The 16,391-nt window shown below is 43.6% G+C and carries 12 protein-coding genes; 7 read left to right on the top strand and 5 right to left on the bottom strand.

Features of this window, described 5'->3' with window-relative positions; translation table 11 throughout:
- Nucleotides 1-5 precede the first annotated feature (5 nt).
- A complete protein-coding gene (locus MKY99_RS04040; RefSeq protein ID WP_339268834.1) occupies nucleotides 6-1,145 on the top strand; it encodes a DHHW family protein in 1,140 nt (379 codons plus the stop codon).
- Between the two features lie 589 nt (nucleotides 1,146-1,734).
- Here the strand turns inward: MKY99_RS04040 and MKY99_RS04035 are convergent.
- The 3 genes from MKY99_RS04035 to MKY99_RS04025 are packed head-to-tail and all read right to left on the bottom strand — an operon-like array spanning nucleotide 1,735 to nucleotide 5,057.
- Nucleotides 1,735-3,144 carry a HAMP domain-containing sensor histidine kinase gene (locus MKY99_RS04035; protein WP_339268832.1) on the bottom strand — a complete coding sequence of 470 codons (1,410 nt, stop codon included), beginning with the start codon at nucleotides 3,142-3,144 and terminating at the stop codon, nucleotides 1,735-1,737.
- A complete protein-coding gene (locus tag MKY99_RS04030; RefSeq protein WP_339268830.1) occupies nucleotides 3,128-3,775 on the bottom strand; it encodes a response regulator transcription factor in 648 nt (215 codons plus the stop codon). The genes MKY99_RS04035 and MKY99_RS04030 overlap by 17 nt, the downstream gene beginning before the upstream one ends.
- A 10-nt stretch (nucleotides 3,776-3,785) precedes the next feature.
- Nucleotides 3,786-5,057 carry a cellulase family glycosylhydrolase gene (locus MKY99_RS04025; protein WP_339268828.1) on the bottom strand — a complete coding sequence of 424 codons (1,272 nt, stop codon included), beginning with the start codon at nucleotides 5,055-5,057 and terminating at the stop codon, nucleotides 3,786-3,788.
- A 156-nt stretch (nucleotides 5,058-5,213) separates the two neighbouring features.
- On the opposite strand from MKY99_RS04025, the gene MKY99_RS04020 reads away from it, so the two are divergent.
- Nucleotides 5,214-5,657 (top strand): hypothetical protein, encoded by a 444-nt coding sequence (locus tag MKY99_RS04020; RefSeq protein ID WP_076286168.1) that lies wholly within the window; start codon nucleotides 5,214-5,216, stop codon nucleotides 5,655-5,657.
- Nucleotides 5,658-5,738: 81 nt separating this feature from the next.
- Here MKY99_RS04020 and gshAB read toward each other — a convergent pair whose 3' ends face one another.
- Both gshAB and MKY99_RS04010 read right to left on the bottom strand, forming a co-directional pair.
- Entirely contained in the window at nucleotides 5,739-8,069 is a 2,331-nt protein-coding gene (gshAB, locus tag MKY99_RS04015) for a bifunctional glutamate--cysteine ligase GshA/glutathione synthetase GshB (RefSeq protein ID WP_339268825.1), read from the bottom strand.
- 19 nt (nucleotides 8,070-8,088) lie between these two features.
- A complete protein-coding gene (locus MKY99_RS04010) occupies nucleotides 8,089-9,432 on the bottom strand; it encodes an MATE family efflux transporter (RefSeq protein ID WP_339268823.1) in 1,344 nt (447 codons plus the stop codon).
- 228 nt (nucleotides 9,433-9,660) lie between these two features.
- Between MKY99_RS04010 and MKY99_RS04005 the strand changes: the two genes are divergently transcribed.
- The 5 genes from MKY99_RS04005 to MKY99_RS03985 all read left to right on the top strand — a co-directional run bounded on the left by MKY99_RS04005 (nucleotide 9,661) and on the right by MKY99_RS03985 (nucleotide 16,314).
- A complete protein-coding gene (locus tag MKY99_RS04005) occupies nucleotides 9,661-10,566 on the top strand; it encodes a winged helix-turn-helix domain-containing protein (RefSeq protein ID WP_339268821.1) in 906 nt (301 codons plus the stop codon).
- A 113-nt stretch (nucleotides 10,567-10,679) separates the two neighbouring features.
- Complete coding sequence (locus tag MKY99_RS04000; RefSeq protein WP_339268819.1) at nucleotides 10,680-11,954, top strand: MFS transporter; 1,275 nt, start codon at nucleotides 10,680-10,682, stop codon at nucleotides 11,952-11,954.
- Between the two features lie 228 nt (nucleotides 11,955-12,182).
- Complete coding sequence (locus MKY99_RS03995; RefSeq protein ID WP_339268817.1) at nucleotides 12,183-14,156, top strand: serine hydrolase domain-containing protein; 1,974 nt, start codon at nucleotides 12,183-12,185, stop codon at nucleotides 14,154-14,156.
- Nucleotides 14,157-14,215: 59 nt separating this feature from the next.
- Entirely contained in the window at nucleotides 14,216-14,893 is a 678-nt protein-coding gene (locus MKY99_RS03990) for a response regulator transcription factor (protein WP_339268815.1), read from the top strand.
- Nucleotides 14,890-16,314, top strand: a complete 1,425-nt coding sequence (locus MKY99_RS03985) for a HAMP domain-containing sensor histidine kinase (RefSeq protein ID WP_339268813.1) — start codon at nucleotides 14,890-14,892, stop codon at nucleotides 16,312-16,314. The genes MKY99_RS03990 and MKY99_RS03985 overlap by 4 nt, the downstream gene beginning before the upstream one ends.
- The last annotated feature ends 77 nt before the right edge of the window (nucleotides 16,315-16,391 follow it).

Raw genomic sequence — 16,391 nt, 5'->3', positions numbered from 1 at the left:
TGTTTATGAAGCAGAGAACGGATCGAATACTAGTGGCGGGATTTGTCGCGACGCTGTTTCTGGTGGGTATAACCTTTTTCTTATTGCCAGTTCAACGTTTCTCTGAGCTAGAAAACCGATATTTGCAAAGCGCTCCCCAACTGACATGGGACAATTTATTATCCCACACCTACGCGGAAGAGGCGGAAAGCTTCGTAACCGATCACTTCCCTTTTCGCGCCAAATGGGTATGGGTGAAATCGGCGGTGGAGCAAATGAGGTTGCAGCAAGAGAATAACGGAATTTATAAGGGGAAAGACGGCTACTTATTCGAAAAATTCGAGGCACCTGATCACAATAAGGTTCAGCAATATACAGCGGCTGTGAAGCGTTTTGCCGATAAAAATGCTGAAGCCAAAACGACCTTTCTGCTTGCGCCGACATCGGTAGGCTTGTACAACGAGCGTCTGCCCTGGTTAGCACCCGTATATTCGCAAGCCGAGGTGAATCAAACGATTGCTGAGGATGTAGAGAATAGCCTAACTTTTATAAATGGATTTGATGTGCTTGCTCCTCATGCCGCAGAGGACATTTATTATCGGACCGATCATCACTGGACAACCTACGGCGCTTATTTGGCTTACGTAGCTTATGCTAAAAGTATGGGATGGCAACCTCTGTCCCAGAGCGAATTCGAGATTGAGACGGTAAGCGATTCGTTCCTTGGAAGCTACCATACGCGGAGTCAATTTAACGGAGTGGCGCCAGATTCCATTCAAAAGTATAAGCCAGTTCATAATGTATCCACCAAGATGCATATTGTAGATACGGGTGAGACTTTAACAAGTATGTATGATCCAAGCTATCTGGAGAAAAAAGATAAATACTCTTATTTTCTAGGGGGCGTTCATGCCCTCATGAAAATCACAAGCCAGCTTGATCCTAAAGTGATCAAACAGGAGAAGTTACTCGTCATCAAGGACTCCTATGCACATAGTGTAATTCCTTTTCTGACTCAGCATGTACCGGAAATCCACGTGATCGACATTCGTTATTATAACGGGAGTATCAGCGAGTACATGGCTCAGAATGATATCAAGGATGTATTGATGCTGTTTAATACAGCTACTTTTGTTGATAATGCTTCGATCTTGAAGCTGAATTGATGGTAGGGCGATGTATATGGTGATGGGGCGATGAATATGGTGATTGTGTGATGAATATGGTGACGGGGCGTAACTGCGGGAAGTTTGGACTTTCGGTCGCTGTTGTCTCCAGATGTTTTTGATTTCACCGCTATCAGCGGATAACATCCGGAGACAAAGGCGAACGCTCCGCTCCTACAGTTCCAAAATTCCCTCCGTTACTTTTCACCATATTTATGGGTTAAATCATTTATTATGAGCTGCAATTCAATTCCACTAGCGTTGCATTAAGCTTCACATCACACCACTTTGCGGATTAGGGAAATCCTCCCTAAAATTAGTCAATTATCGGCTCAATTTGTGACTTTCAAGGAAATCCTCCCTAATAAATACGAGAATACCCTCTTTATGAATGAAACACCCTGATAATTGGGGAGATTTTCCCTAATTATCGCTTGGAGCACGATTAATCTCACATAATTAGGGAGGCTTTCCCTAATCTAAACATTTAATCATTGATAGTGCCTGATACATATTCATTATGAGGTTGATTAAGAGTGAAAGAGTTGCCACAGTAACTGAAGATTTCTTAAGGGACATTTTCCTCCCACTAGCAATTATTTTCTGTAACCTCTACATCAAACCAAACACTAAAACTAATATACGAGTCCTCTAATGTGGCTTCATATTTTAGATCATTCTTAGCTAGAATCTCCGCGACAATAGACAGGCCAAGTCCAGTACCGGAGATTTCTTTATTCCGAGACTCCTCGATGACATAGAACGGGTCCCAGATATACGCTAGATGCTTCTCTTTTAGGCGCGTGGTTTTATTAGTAATGGTGAATTTCAAAGTGCCTTGGGTATCATTCGCTACTGAGATGCCAAAGACATTCTCTTCCCCATATTTAATGGCATTACTAATTAAGTTGTTGAATACAATTTCTATCTGGCTGCTATCCTCCTCAACGATGGATCTTTCAACCGAATGGAAGTCGGTCTGTAAGATCAGGTTTTTATTTTTGAACGTAATATTATATTGTGAGATCACTTTGAGCAGAAGCTCTTTAAGATCGAATTTTTCTTTATGCACAACGGTCTTTTGGATCTTGGACAGCTTAATTAAGTAATCCACCATATCAGACGTATACTTCACCTGTTCCAAAATGATATCCGTATAGGTGCCATCATCCAGATCGTCTTGAATACCAATGGTATACGCTTGGATTAAGGATAACGGTGTTTTTACCTCGTGTGAAATGCTTGAGATCAGTGTGTTTAAGCTTTGATTTTTCTTTTCCAGCTCTGCATGGGCGCTTTTCAAACGCTGACTCATCTGGTTAATGCTCTTTGATAATTCTTCGATTTCATCCCCCGATTTAATCGTCACTTGTTTAAAATCAAGATTGGAGATATCCTTCGCTACATCCTGCAATTGCTCTAACGGAGTAATGATTTTCCTCGAAAAATAAGCCACTAACAGCAAACTGATAATAATCCCCAAAAGAATGGAATAGAAGCTGAATTGGTTTACGATGTTTAAAGCATCTGTATTGTGCACAACCACTGTGCCGATCAGGATTAGACTGCCATCCTGCTCGTATATTTTCGTTAATAGACTGGACTTCAATTTCCCCTGATTAAATAATAGATTCACCGTTTTTCCTTCGTTTACCTTTTCCAATACTTTTTCCGTAATCCAGAATTTATTAAGTGCCACTTTATCTTTGTACAACGCAAATTGAATGTTCTCGTTGATTATTGTTGCGCTTCCGTTGTTCTCAACCCTAACTATCGTTACATTGTTATTGTTCTCGATCGCTGTTTCTTTCTCCATGAGCTGATCCAGACTGAGATCCTTTACTTCGTCATAAATGTCGTTAATTTTGGTTTTCATTTTATAAAGGTAATAATCAGACGAGAAAAAATTGTGCAATGAATAGGACGTCCCAAATACAATCAGCAGAATAATACTTACCATAATCAATAACTTCGTGCTTATTTTATTGATTTTTATCATGGAAGCTGTACCCCATTCCCCTGTGTGTAATTACGTGGTCAGCCCCAATCTTATCGCGTAATCTTTTGATATGTGTATCCACGGTTCTCTCTTCACCAAGATAATCCATCCCCCAAACGGAAGATAACAAAGAATCTCTGGACAAAATCCGGCCTTTATTCTCGTATAGGAAGGTTAGCAGTTCAAACTCTTTTTTATATAGGGACAGCTCCTCCCCATTCTTGAACACTTTTTTTCGCTCAAAATCAATTTCTAAGTCCCGTATAGCAGCTACCTTTTCGGTACCCAGCATTTTTTTGATTCTCAGCATTAAGATCCGTGGATCGAATGGTTTTCTTATATATTCATCTGCACCGATATCTAATGCGCTAAATTCATCGTCATGGGAAGATCGAGCGGTCAACATGACCACCTTAGCTAAACTAATCTGCTTGATTTCATTGCACACCTCAATTCCACTTCGCTTAGGCATCATCCAATCCAGTACCACTAGATCGATCTTATTCGAAAAAAAGAGCTCCAGCGCCTCCTCCCCATCCATAGCTACCCAAACGTTATAGCCCTCTTTTTCGAAATAAGTCTTCAATATAGTAGTCATGTGTTTCTCATCATCCGCAATTAGAATGTTCAAGTAGCATCATTTACTCCTTTCCTTCAAGTCCTTTCTTCAATACTTCCCATATTGGGCTATCGACTACTTTTCGAGGAGGCTGTTCGCCATTCTCTATCGCTTGCCAATATTCCCAGGTTGGGGGCTTACTTCCCAATTCATAATCCATACCGTCCCAAGTATCCTCGCGGAAAGCATAAAACGCCCAGTGCCAGCCGAAATCATCAAAAATCGAAATTAAATCAGCCATGTATTGATCTGCACCTTTTACTAATCGATTCGTTCCAAACTCTTCTGCAACAATCCGATTTGCGGGGATGTTATTTTCCTTTGCCCACTGTGCAACAGGTTCCAGAAATTCCTTTAAGGCTTCCTTGTTAAAAGCTTTTTCCGTTTTATTATCCCCGACCTTTACCGTTCCAGGATACTCATAGGTAAACCCTTTTTTCTTATTTTGACTGGTTAACTCGTAAGGCTCGTACATATGAAAAGCATACAACACATTCTCATCATCGATCGGTTTTAAATATTTAAAAGCCCAAGGTGTAGCATACAGCCCAGAATTTACGATAATTGGCGTCTTGGTATCTACGGTACGAATAGCGGTCACTATCGTCTCATATAAAAGATTCAAATCCGCAGGGGTATTCTCTACTGAGCTATACCATTCGCTGTAGTCCTGTGTCCAAAAGTCATTAAATCCCGTGGCGGTCTCTGGATGCGGCTCATTTATCAGGTTATAACCGATTACCGCAGGATGATCTTTCAACCGGCTTGCTAGATCTCTCCAAAACACTGCTGCTTGTTCATGATAACTGAAATCTTTCCATATCCGATCATCATTTTTGTAATTATTGAACTGCCTCCAGCGATCTCCGGGGAGACTGAGGACGGTCAGCACCACTTTGGAGCCCCGAGCCTCGGCTGCATCTAAGTCCGCTTTTAACTCGGCAAAATCCTCCTCAACAATCCCTTCATACTTATCTGCATTCCCTATTAGAAAATCTTTATCCGGGTTCGCATCCGGTTTGTCATTAAATAAATAGTCACTGTCTTTTGCCCATTTATCTGGTGCCAAACGAATGAATTCAATATTTTGCTCTTTGGCAGCATCATAGTTTTCCGGTAAAGATTTTGAATTCATGAAATTAGTTCCTTTTCTCTGTCCATCCCAGAAGGCTAACTTCTCATTCCTTTCTGTCTTCTCTTCCTTCTTCAGTTCTGGATTGGCTTGTGATGGTACCGAACTGCATCCGACAACCAACAATAAGATCAACACGATAAAAGCTTTAGATTTTTTCATTCTCTCACCTCGTAAGCTATCGTAGCGAATCTCTGTTACAAGAGTGTCACAAGGGGTCGGAATCAAGCTCTACAAGTAGGTAGCTGATGAATTTCATACGAATCCAAGAATCGAACCTTACTCTTTCATATTCTATTTCTAGGAGGTGAGTATAATATGACCATTCAGTTTGTAGATTTAAGACTTTCCAACCAAGCTGCTTCGGATGCTACACCAGCAGTTATTCCACTAGCAGCGACTCCCCTTGTTTTTGGGGATATTGGTATTCAGACCGCAGGCGTATCGGCAGATAATCAAGGCAATGTCCGCATACTTTTGACTGGATTTCTAAAAGTAGAAAACAATCCTCTTTTCAACACTAATACCGTTAATGTTCGCAGAAACGGAACCATCATTTTCACCACAACATTTGGTGTTGCGATCAGCAGAGAAAACGAGGCTTTCGGCTTTACAGCAGTAGATGTTCCACCGCCAGCAGCGGTCGCAGCAGGTCAAATTCAGTACACGGCGGAGATCTTCACTAATGCTGCTGCAACAGATCCCTTTAATAATGTCCAAGCCAGAAACTTTAGTGGCGTTGCGGCAGCGGGTAACTTCTAGCATTAATATGCAGCGGGTGGATGAGCGAATTGTCTCATTTAAAAGCAGAAGCTCAACCAAAAGTACTGGTTGAGCTTCTGTTTATTCCCCAAACAATAGATCCAGAATTCGTTCATCCGCTTGACGGTTCTTGCCTTTAAAAGGATAACAGTGGATATGAATCGCTGGATTAAAATTGATCTCAATAATGCTGTAATTGGTACCCTTCGCCTCTTGCCTAATATCATCAATCATCATGTCTACTCCACAAATAGTGGCCCCTGCAGCTTTAGCTGATTGAATGGCTAGATCTTTATAGCTGTCAGGAATCTCATCAGTAAAGTCTAAGCTATCTCCACCAGTACTAATATTCGAATTCTCCCGCAGGTAGATGATCTCATTCAATGGAGGGATATCGCTCCAAGTCATAGTGTGATTCTTCAACAACATCTCTTCTGCTTCGCCAATCCGAATCTTCTCAAGCGGAGTTTTGTAGCCACGACCTCTTAGCGGATCCTTATTCTTTTCGTGGACCAGCTCTTCAATCGTATGTACACCATCACCGACCACATTCGCCGGAACCCGGTGCAATACTCCGACTACTTCATCACCCATGACTAGAAAACGATATTCTTTCCCCGTCATAAATTCCTCAAGCAGCACTGTTCGATCATGCTCGAAGGCGATTTCGAAGGCTTTTTGATAATCTTCTTTGGTGAAATCATCTGTAAAAATAGTAATGCCGAGTCCAAAGTTGGTTGATTTGGGTTTGATCACTATTCGCTTATTACGATAAGTGCCATATGCATTCATTGCCGCTTCAAGATCTCCAAATGCCTCACCTGAGGGAACACGAATGCCTTGTTGTTTGAGAACTTCCTTCGTAACAATTTTATTCTCCATAATTAGTACCGTGCTGTAAGAATCCAGGGATGTCTTCGTAGCCTGCTTAACGTATTCTTTATGATCGCCTTTCGTAAGTACAACGAAGTTCTCTTCCCGATCGAGCAATTGGAACTTAATCCCACGTTTAACCGCTGCCTTCAGCAGAAGCTGTGTAGATAGCTCCAAATCCTCATATCCTACAAATCGGTATCCATTCGCAAGACTTTCCTTAGCATATTGTTTGGCTTTATTCAGATGATATTTAATAAAAGAGGATTGTTGAACTTCCGACTTCACAATCCCCGCAAAGCTCTGATCTGGATTTAGAATCTTATCCTTAGCTCCGTTCAGAACGTTCGAGAGCTGTTTATCCTCTGGGTTCAATAGCTGAATCATATCCTGCATTTCTTGCATACAAATTAAAGCCTTCTGTTCCATTGTCCCGCAAGAATCTCCATAATCATGCAAACAGCCTTTGATCCCCTCCATGATCAATTGATCATGATTAAGATTCGCCATCTTCTGATCCTCTACTCCGAACGGTTCATCCTCTTTTAATAGCATATACAGGATAAACAGATGAATGAAGGTCATTGATTCTTTGCTAATTCCTATTTTATAGAGTGGATTGAGATCAATAAAACGAAGCTCCAAATAGGCAATCCCATCCTGCAGCAGCTCCTCTAACGGATGTTTACCTCTTGCCGTCTTCACTCTAACCGGGCTATAGAACTCTTTTACACTTAATAATTCTTCCGATTCAATCAACGCTTGTAAATCATGTACATATTCGGTAAGCGAGTCAAAAGATACATAGAGAGGCTTTTCATTCCGATACCCGCATTCGCTATTTCGCAGTGAATTCATATTCAGATAATAGAAGCTTTTATCATCATCCGATTCACCACGTGCCACACATTGCTCCATATAAGTCTTATCAAAAACAGGACTAGCACCTGTTAAATAGATTAGAAGCCAGCGGTATCGCAATAGGTTGCGGGCTATTTTTAAATAGGTCGCATCTTTGAAATCTTTAAAACTCTCTTGTGGATCAGCGATATCATGAAGCTTTTTTAGAAATTGTTCATCAAAAGAGAAATTATAATGGATCCCACTCAGCAATTGTCTTTTACGACCATACTTATCGGCTAGCTGATGTCTATACTCGTCCTCTACCGGATTACCCATTCTGGCAATGGGAATGTCCTTATCATTCGGTAGCATGGGAGGATTACTACTCGGCCACAGATATTCTTCATTAAGCTCTAGCGACACAATATCCTGCAGCGCCTCCAGAAAGTTATAAGTCTCTTCAATAGAATCAAAAGAGGGTGTCACCATTTCAACCTGACTCTCTGAGAAATCCGTTTGAATATAGGGGTTCTCCAGCTTGTTTCCAAAAGCTTTTGGATGTGGTGTCAGCGCAAGTCTTCCCTCTGGATCCACTCTGACATTTTCTTTTTCCAGTCCAAATTTTCCGTGAAAAATCTCCTTATTCAAATGGTTATCCCTTAAAAGCTGTATGAGTTTACGATTTAATAAAGCCATCCCTACGCTCATCCTTTGCTTAGTAATTTGCCTGCTGTTTATTCATTCTGAACAAAGATCTTCTAAACCAGAATACAAGAATAACACCCTTGAACACACTGCTTAGCGCAATCGACATCCACACCCCATTCAAGCCAAAAGGTTCGGATAAGAGTAAGGCTAGTGGAATTCGGAGTGCAGTAAATGAAATACTAAAGATCGGTGGGATGTGGGTTTGACCCATGCCGTTAAAAGCACCTACTGTCATCAATTCCATACACATGAATAATTGTGAGTAACCGATGATCCGCATATAATCTGCGCCCAATTCCAAACTTGTCTGGTCTGATAAAAACAATGAAAATAGCTGCTGCGGGAACGCAATAAATATAAGCGACACGATCACGCCAAAAATGGAGGTTAAAATTAAGGCCTGACGATACCCCTGCCCGATACGGTCGAAGCGACGTGCTCCATAATTTTGACCAAAAAAGGCAGCAATAGCTCCCTGTAGTCCGCCAATGGTCATATAGGAAATGGATTCAATTTGGATTCCTACTTTTTGAACCGCAATAGCATCCGCTCCAAATCGTACAATGATCTTGGCAATGATGATCGATATGATCGTAAAGGTGACCCGTTGGATCGTTATCGGTAGCCCCATGCGGATGACTTCTTTCATTTGACGACTGTCCCACGCGGATGTGTTTGAAATGAGTTCTGACTTTCTTGTCTTCACGATAAAAAGAGCCGTAACCAAAATGTTCGCCGTTAATGTTGCAATAGCTGCCCCCGCTACTCCCCATCCTTCAAAACTGCCCCAGCCAAAAATCAAAAATGGATCAAGGACAATATTAACCATAAGACCAATGGAGAAGATCTGAAACGGGTGTTTACTATTTCCCATAGCGTTTAAGAGAGTTGCGAATAACGTATTCACGATGGAAAATACCGATCCAAATATCGAAATCACTAGAAATTGTCTAGCCATCCGCTCTACTTCATCACTTCCAAGATCAAAAAAACCAATCAACTGATTCTTGGTTAATAGCACTAAACTCATATAGAGAAGTCCTAATAAAATAGACATCATAAATCCATTCTTTATATAAGATTTAGCCTTCTCTAACTGACCAGATCCCATACAATGCGCCACCTTAATCCCTGTACCGATCGTAACCATAGTCGATAAAGCAATCGCTAGATTAATGAAAAAACTCGCTGTACCAATCGCGGCAACCGGACCACTTCCTAATCTTCCAACCCAAATCATATCGACTAGACCATAAGTAGTAGAGATGAAATTCGTCGCAATAATCGGAAGCGTTAATTTCATTAAGGTAGGCATAATAGGACCCTGAGTCAAATCGTTTGTGTCCTTCAAGTCCTTCAAGTCTAATTACACCTTCTTCATCTAATTTCAAATCCATTATATAACCACATACTTATATAAACAATTGATTATGTGTGAACAATATGTTGAGTTCGGATTTTTCGGTGAAATGGCTATTGAAAAGAACGACTAGTTCGTTTAGAATAAAACCAACGATCAGTTCTATATTTATAGAACTAATAACAAGTTCAGTATTTCACTGAAAGAATGGAGCAGCTCTTGGATTATAAAGTAGAGGTCGATTTTGCACCCATGTATGAATGTGTTAGTAGTATGACTGCTTTTCTAAGTAAGCAGAACCATACTGCCATGGATTCCGGCAAGCTCTGGGTACGCGATGTTCAAGCCAGATTCGCGCCAATGCTGCTACGTAAAATGCAGGAAGTCGTTAAGAAACTTGATGATTTCAGTTTGGCTCCCTATATTTGGTGCTGTCCGGGAGAGCGTTCGGTAGAGGGGTTTTTGGAGTGGTTCGATGGTTTATCTTCGGGCGAACTGTATGAAATATCCGGACGTTTCGGCCAATCGGTCCCTTCCAATCTTGCGGAGCTTAGGGACACTGCCACTGACATCCTCCGCGAATGGAACTCAGGTTACTTCAGTGGAATCGATCCTAATATCATCAAAGGGCTTGAGCAAGAAGCCGAATCAAGACGCGCGATGCTAAGCGGGAACAATGATATGGAAGTCTTTGAAGCAGCCACTGCTGGAATGCGCCTTTATCCAACCGAACATCTGAAGCAGGTCATTATCATTCCGCAATATCATGCTCGTCCACTGGTTACGACCGCTATGTATGATGAATTCGTATTCACCAGCTACTCTTGTGATGTTCTCCCTCCGGAAGCTGGACGGCCTGCGCCTGCATTACTCCGCCTTACCCGTGCGTTGTCAGATGAGACCCGGCTGTATATCCTTCGTTTGCTCACAGGCAAGCAGCTCAATTTCACAGAAATCGTGCGTGAGGTAGGACTTTCTAAAAGCACAATCCACTACCATCTTATCGCACTGCGTGCAGCTGGGCTGGTCATTGTCCATACCAATGTTAGAAACGCATCGTACAGCCTGCGATTAGAAGCGTTAAACGGGCTGCCTCAGCAGATTGAGGCGTATCTGGAGAGTTAAGCATAACCGCCTTTGGCGTCCTTATAAGGACGGTAAGCGTATTTGCGAGAAATATAAGATAGTATAGGCGCAAAACTTATACTTTCTTATTTTAAGAAAGGAGCTACCAAGCAATGATAAAACGCAGCTATTATGGTCTACTCTCCACCATCACTTTAAGCGCTTTTGGAGATGCTTTTGGCTTACTGGCTATGGAATGGCTCGTCTATGAGCTAACCGGTTCTAAGCTAGCGATGGGAGCACTCGCGCTCAGCTCCGGCATACCTGAGCTGCTGTTGCGCTTGCTCGGTTCACCGTTGTCCGATCGGCTGCACCGGATCCGGTTTATGGCCTGCTTGGCAGCCATTCGCTTGCTGGCTATAGCACTGCCACTCGGCATGGGCCTGGCTGGCCAATTGCAGCTGTGGCATCTGTTTGTCGCCGCGGGTCTCAGCGGATCTTGCGCCGCATTGTTCATGCCAACAGCGATGGCTGTTATTCCTGGCGTTGCCGACAGCCGGAAGCTGGTGCGAGCTTTTGCTATCATTGATGGCAGCAAAAGCGCAGCAGTCCTGCTTGGGCCTGCCTTAGCAGGTGCGTTGACCGCTGCTAGTGGAGCGCTGCCCGCCCTTGGCATCAACATGATATGTTACGCAGCCGCCATCACTACCTTGCTGTGCTTACAAAAGCTACCGAAACCTTCTCCAGCCCCAGGTAGTTTCTCCATCACCGTTTACGTTCGCGAGATAGCCGAGGGTTTTACCTTCTATAAACAATTTCCTGCAATGCTTACGATTATGATCATGGCCTCCATCAGTAATTTAAGCTCAATTGCCGTCTGGACGATGATGGTCCCTTTTGTACGCGAAGTGCTCCACCGCGATGCGGCCACGATGGGCACGCTAAGCACAGTTTTCGCACTGGGAACCTTAGTCGGGCTAAGTGTGATTTCCATGATAGGGGAAATTAAAAAAAGACGGCTTGTCATGCTTAGCAGTCTGGGGATCATAGGTTTAGTGACTACCTTATGGGGGTTATTCCCTAGTTTTTCTTTTGCTCTCGCCGCTGTATTTGCTACTGGGACGTTAGGTCCCTTCTTCGGTTCCTTAAGCTCTTCACTCCATGGACGTCTAGTTCCGAGCCATCTGCAAGGAAGAGTCAATTCTATTCGCTTTCTGATCGGTGGCGGCTTGCAGCCTTTTGGTGCTTTTGCCGGTGGCGCGATTGCCCAGCATTATGGGGTGCCCGCACTTTTTGTAATCGCCGGACTACTTCCAATGCTCTGTGCTAGCGCAGCCTTGCTGCTCCCCGGACTAAAAGCGCTGGATGGTGACCTTTGCACCCTTGAGGCTACCCATAGGCGACCCGTTGTGGAAGTTCCGTCACAAGGTGTTGTAACTGAACGATAAGTGGGGATATGTAGAAGAGTTCACTGTTTCTTTTAATTTATCAGGCAAAAAAGGAAACCGGATTTTTAATTTTTTCACAATAGACTACCCACTGTCGTTGATGGCGGCGGATGGCAGTCTGTTTTTTTATAGTCTTGTTAACGTTCCATTCACACTACTCTGATAATGTCTATAAGCGTTAGGTGGATGATCATCCAAACCCAATAAATGATGATGCGGAGGATAATAATGTTAACTTATATAAAAAAAAGACTGATCGTTGGTCTAACCCTATTGGCTGTGATTAGTGCCGGATTAGGCGCAAGCCTGGTGTTACCCGGGTACCAGGCATCGGCCGAGACCAAAACGGATCAAACCGTGCTACCCATAACTCAAACTGAAGAACCCGCCAATCTCGATGATACCGCGAGTCTGACTGCCTTCGTTGATAGCATCATGGAAAAAGATATGAATCAGCTGCAAATTCCGGGAGCGGTCATCTCCATCGTAAAAGACGACAAGATTATTTTGGCCAAAGGTTATGGCAGTTCCAATCTGGAAAAGGCAGCACCCGTTGACCCGACAACCAGCATGTTTCGAATTGCTTCAACGACAAAGCTATTCACCTGGACAGCGGTGATGCAACTGGTCGAGCAAGGCAAAATTGATCTAGATACGGATATTAACACCTACCTGAAATCAGTGAAGATCCCTGCTACTTATCCTGAACCTATCACTATGCGCCATTTGATGACACATACAGCAGGGTTCGAAGAAGGTGGAGTTGGTTATCAAATCACTACAGACCCTGCCAAATTGCCGGGGTCAATCTCGGAAACACTCAATAAGCATATGTTGGCACGGGTAAGACCACCCGGACAGATAAGTTCTTATTCGAACTACGGTACTACACTCGCAGGTCTAATTGTAGAGGAAGTTAGCGGTGTTCCTTACAATGATTATATAAAGAAATATATTTTTGATCCGCTCGACATGAAATATTCGACTGTAGTAGAACCTTTGCCGGAGTCATTCATACCCAACAAAGTTGTGGGGTACAACAGCGAGAACGGTAGTTTTATTCCAGGCACACCTACCTTCGAGGGCGGGTTTCGTCCTGCCGGCTCGGGTACAGTATCAGCAGTAGATATGGCGCATTTCATGATCGCCCATCTGCAGAACGGGAAATATGGAGACCAGCAGATTCTGAGACCCGAGACGGCAGAACTAATGCATTCAACGGCGTTTCAATTTGATAAACGTCTGCCGGGAGTGGATCTTGGGTTCGCAGAGAAACAAATCAATGGGCTCACGCTGATCACTCATGGTGGTTCTGACCCCATGTTTAATACGGGATTGTATCTTGTGCCTGCCAAGCATGTAGGCATCTTTGTATCCTACAACGGCGGTGAGGGGGGTGATTCCGCAGAAGACCTCATCCAAGCCTTTTTCAACCGCTACTACCCTGCTCCTGATGCCAGTCAGGCTGAATTCATCGCTTCTGATGAATCTATTCAGAAATTTGCAGGAGCCTATCAATTTACCCGCAGAAACATCAGTGATATTGATAAGTTTTTCAATTTTTTCGCTCAGCTGAATGTCTCGGTTGAGGATAATAAGCTATCCTTGGGAAGTGGTAGTGAACAACAATTGTATAGTGAAGTTAGTCCGAATATGTTCCAACTCGAGGGAGGTACCGAACAAATTGCCTTCCGCACTAATGAGTCCGGTAAGGTTACACATATGATCTTAGGGATGGCACCTGATATGCCGCTGGAGCGTACGCCTCTCTTGGATCAGAATAAATTTTGGCTTATCATACTAGGGTTCTCGGGGTTGATTTTCATCACTGCATTGCTCGGACTAATCTTCTCCAGACGCAAGATTAAGGCGATGACGCCACCTGAAAAGTGGGCCATCCGCCTATCTGCGGGAACTGCTGCTTGGGCGCTGCTATCTTTCGTCACGATATTTATGGTGGTTATGTCCATGGACATGATGCAGAAGTTCAGCGGGATCAGTCTTTCGCTTTCTCTCAGTTTAGTTATGCCAATCATTTTGGTTGGTCTGACTTTAGCTTTACTAATCTCGGCTATACTGGTTTGGAAGAATAAATACTGGACAGCTTTTAAGCGTGTGCATTATACCTTAGTGACGCTTTCGGCTGTGGCGATGACTCTGTTCTTCTACTATTGGAACCTGTTGGGTTGGCAGTTCGGATAACACCATTACTTGCCAAGTACAAATCAGATATAATGAAAGCTTAATAGAGGAGGAAAATCGTGGCTACTATACTTATCGCTGATGATGATGATAATATCCGAAAGCTAATGTCTTTATTTTTGCGAAAAGAAGGTTTTGACCTCAAAGAAGCCAGGGATGGTACCAAAGCTCTGTCCATTATACAGAACTCGCGTGTCGATCTCGTCATTCTAGATATTATGATGCCAGGATTGGATGGTTGGGATCTATGCAGAGAAATCAGGCGCTGGGATGCCAACATCCCCCTCCTCATGGTGACGGCTAAAGCGGAATCCGCACACAAAGTGAAAGGCTTTCAACTTGGTACGGATGACTATCTAACGAAACCATTTAATCCGCTTGAGTTGGTAATGCGAGTAAAAGCTTTGCTTAAACGCTCGCTGGTCGTTTCTTCCCAGTCCGTGCAGTTGGGTAATGTGACGCTCAACCGGCGCACTTTTCAGGTCACGCGTGGTGAAGAACCGGTCACAATTCCTTTGAAGGAATTTGAGCTGCTGTTTCTGCTGGCCAGCCATCCTGGGCAAATCTTCACAAGAGAACAGTTGATTCTTCAAATCTGGGGATTGAATTATGAAGGAGACGGCCGGACTGTAGATGTGCATATAAGTCGGTTGAGGGAGAAATTCAGCGGCAAGGGCGAGCAATTTCAAATCGAAACGGCCCGCGGCCTGGGATATCGGCTGATCCCTATGCCATGATCAAGACATTGTATGTACGCGTCATTCTCACGTTTCTGGGCATCATTATCTTTAGTCTAGTCTGTTCCTTTTTCATTGGCTTGTATGTCTTTCAGAAACAAATCAGTTACGAGGGACAGAATGAAATGATCGTAGTGGGAAAAGAGATCATTCACCGCTATGATGACGCCAAACCTAAAGATACGGACGAGTTCCTGAATAGTATGGTTAAAGTATCTGCACACCCTATCCACCTGTACAATCATGCCGGAGAACATACCTTTTATGGGCTCAAGGGTAGCCCGGCTGTCACTGTCCCCCCCGAAGCCGTCAAACAAGTACTACAAGGAAAGCTCTACCGTTCCTCCGCGGAAGATAAGGATATTTTTATCGGGATGCCCTTTATGTTGAACGGGGAGTGGCGTGCGATGTTCTTGCAGTATTCTGCTGAGAACGAAAATATCGTCAATCGGATGGTGCTCTTTGTGCTTTTGCTCGTGCTTTTGCTGGGTAGTGTATGCATTCTTATTGCCGCCAGATATTTGGTGGAGCCGATCAAAGCACTGACGAATGCGACAAAAAGACTGGCCAAGGGGGATTTCGAGGTGGAGCTTAAAGTGAACCGAATAGATGAAATCGGGGAATTGACACAAAGCTATGTGGAGATGGCAGGGGAGCTGAAGCAGTTGGAACAAATGAGGCAGGATTTCGTATCCAACGTTTCTCATGAAATCCAGACACCGCTTACGTCCATTTCCGGCTTTGCCAAGGCGTTGCAGAACCATGATTTGATCGTGGAAGAGGAACGCAGCGAATATCTTGATATCATCATTGCGGAGAGTGAACGTCTGTCGAGGCTAAGTGATAATTTACTGAAGCTCGCTTCCCTGGATTCTGAACATCATCCCTTCAACGCAAGTCCCTTCAATCTTGACGAGCAGATTAGAACAATCGTTGTGACTTGTGAGCCCCAATGGTCAGCCAAAGGCATTGTTATCGATCTTGAACTGCCGGAAGCGATCAAAATTAAGGGTGATGAAGATCAGCTGAAGCAAGTATGGATGAATTTGCTCAGCAACAGCATCAAATTCACACCGGTAGGCGGAAATATCCGTATCAGTATAGATAGTAGTGCAGCAGAAGTATCCGTCACCATCAGCGATAATGGAATCGGGATGTCCCCGGAAGAGTTCAATGCCGTATTCCAAAGATTTTATAAAATAGACAAGTCGCGGAACGGAAACAACAATGGCAACGGTCTTGGACTTGCGATCGTTAAAAAAATTGTCTCTCTGCATCAGGGAAGGATAGAGGTAGATGGTGCTATCGGAGAGGGAACGACGATTATCGTTAGGTTGCCCGTCTCCCCGCCTGCTCCCAGCCGAAAGAGCCTTAAGCCCTTTGAAGATACCTCAGCGCCTATGGATATCGTAAGGGAATAATCAAAAAACAGGCGATACCGGTAGACCGGAGCATCGCCTGTTTTTTAAGGTTAGATCTAGGAGCATCGCTACTAGAA

This window comes from Paenibacillus sp. FSL R5-0470, assembly GCF_037975205.1.
GTDB lineage: Bacteria > Bacillota > Bacilli > Paenibacillales > Paenibacillaceae > Paenibacillus_AQ.
This window is presented reverse-complemented; position numbering and strand designations above follow the sequence as displayed.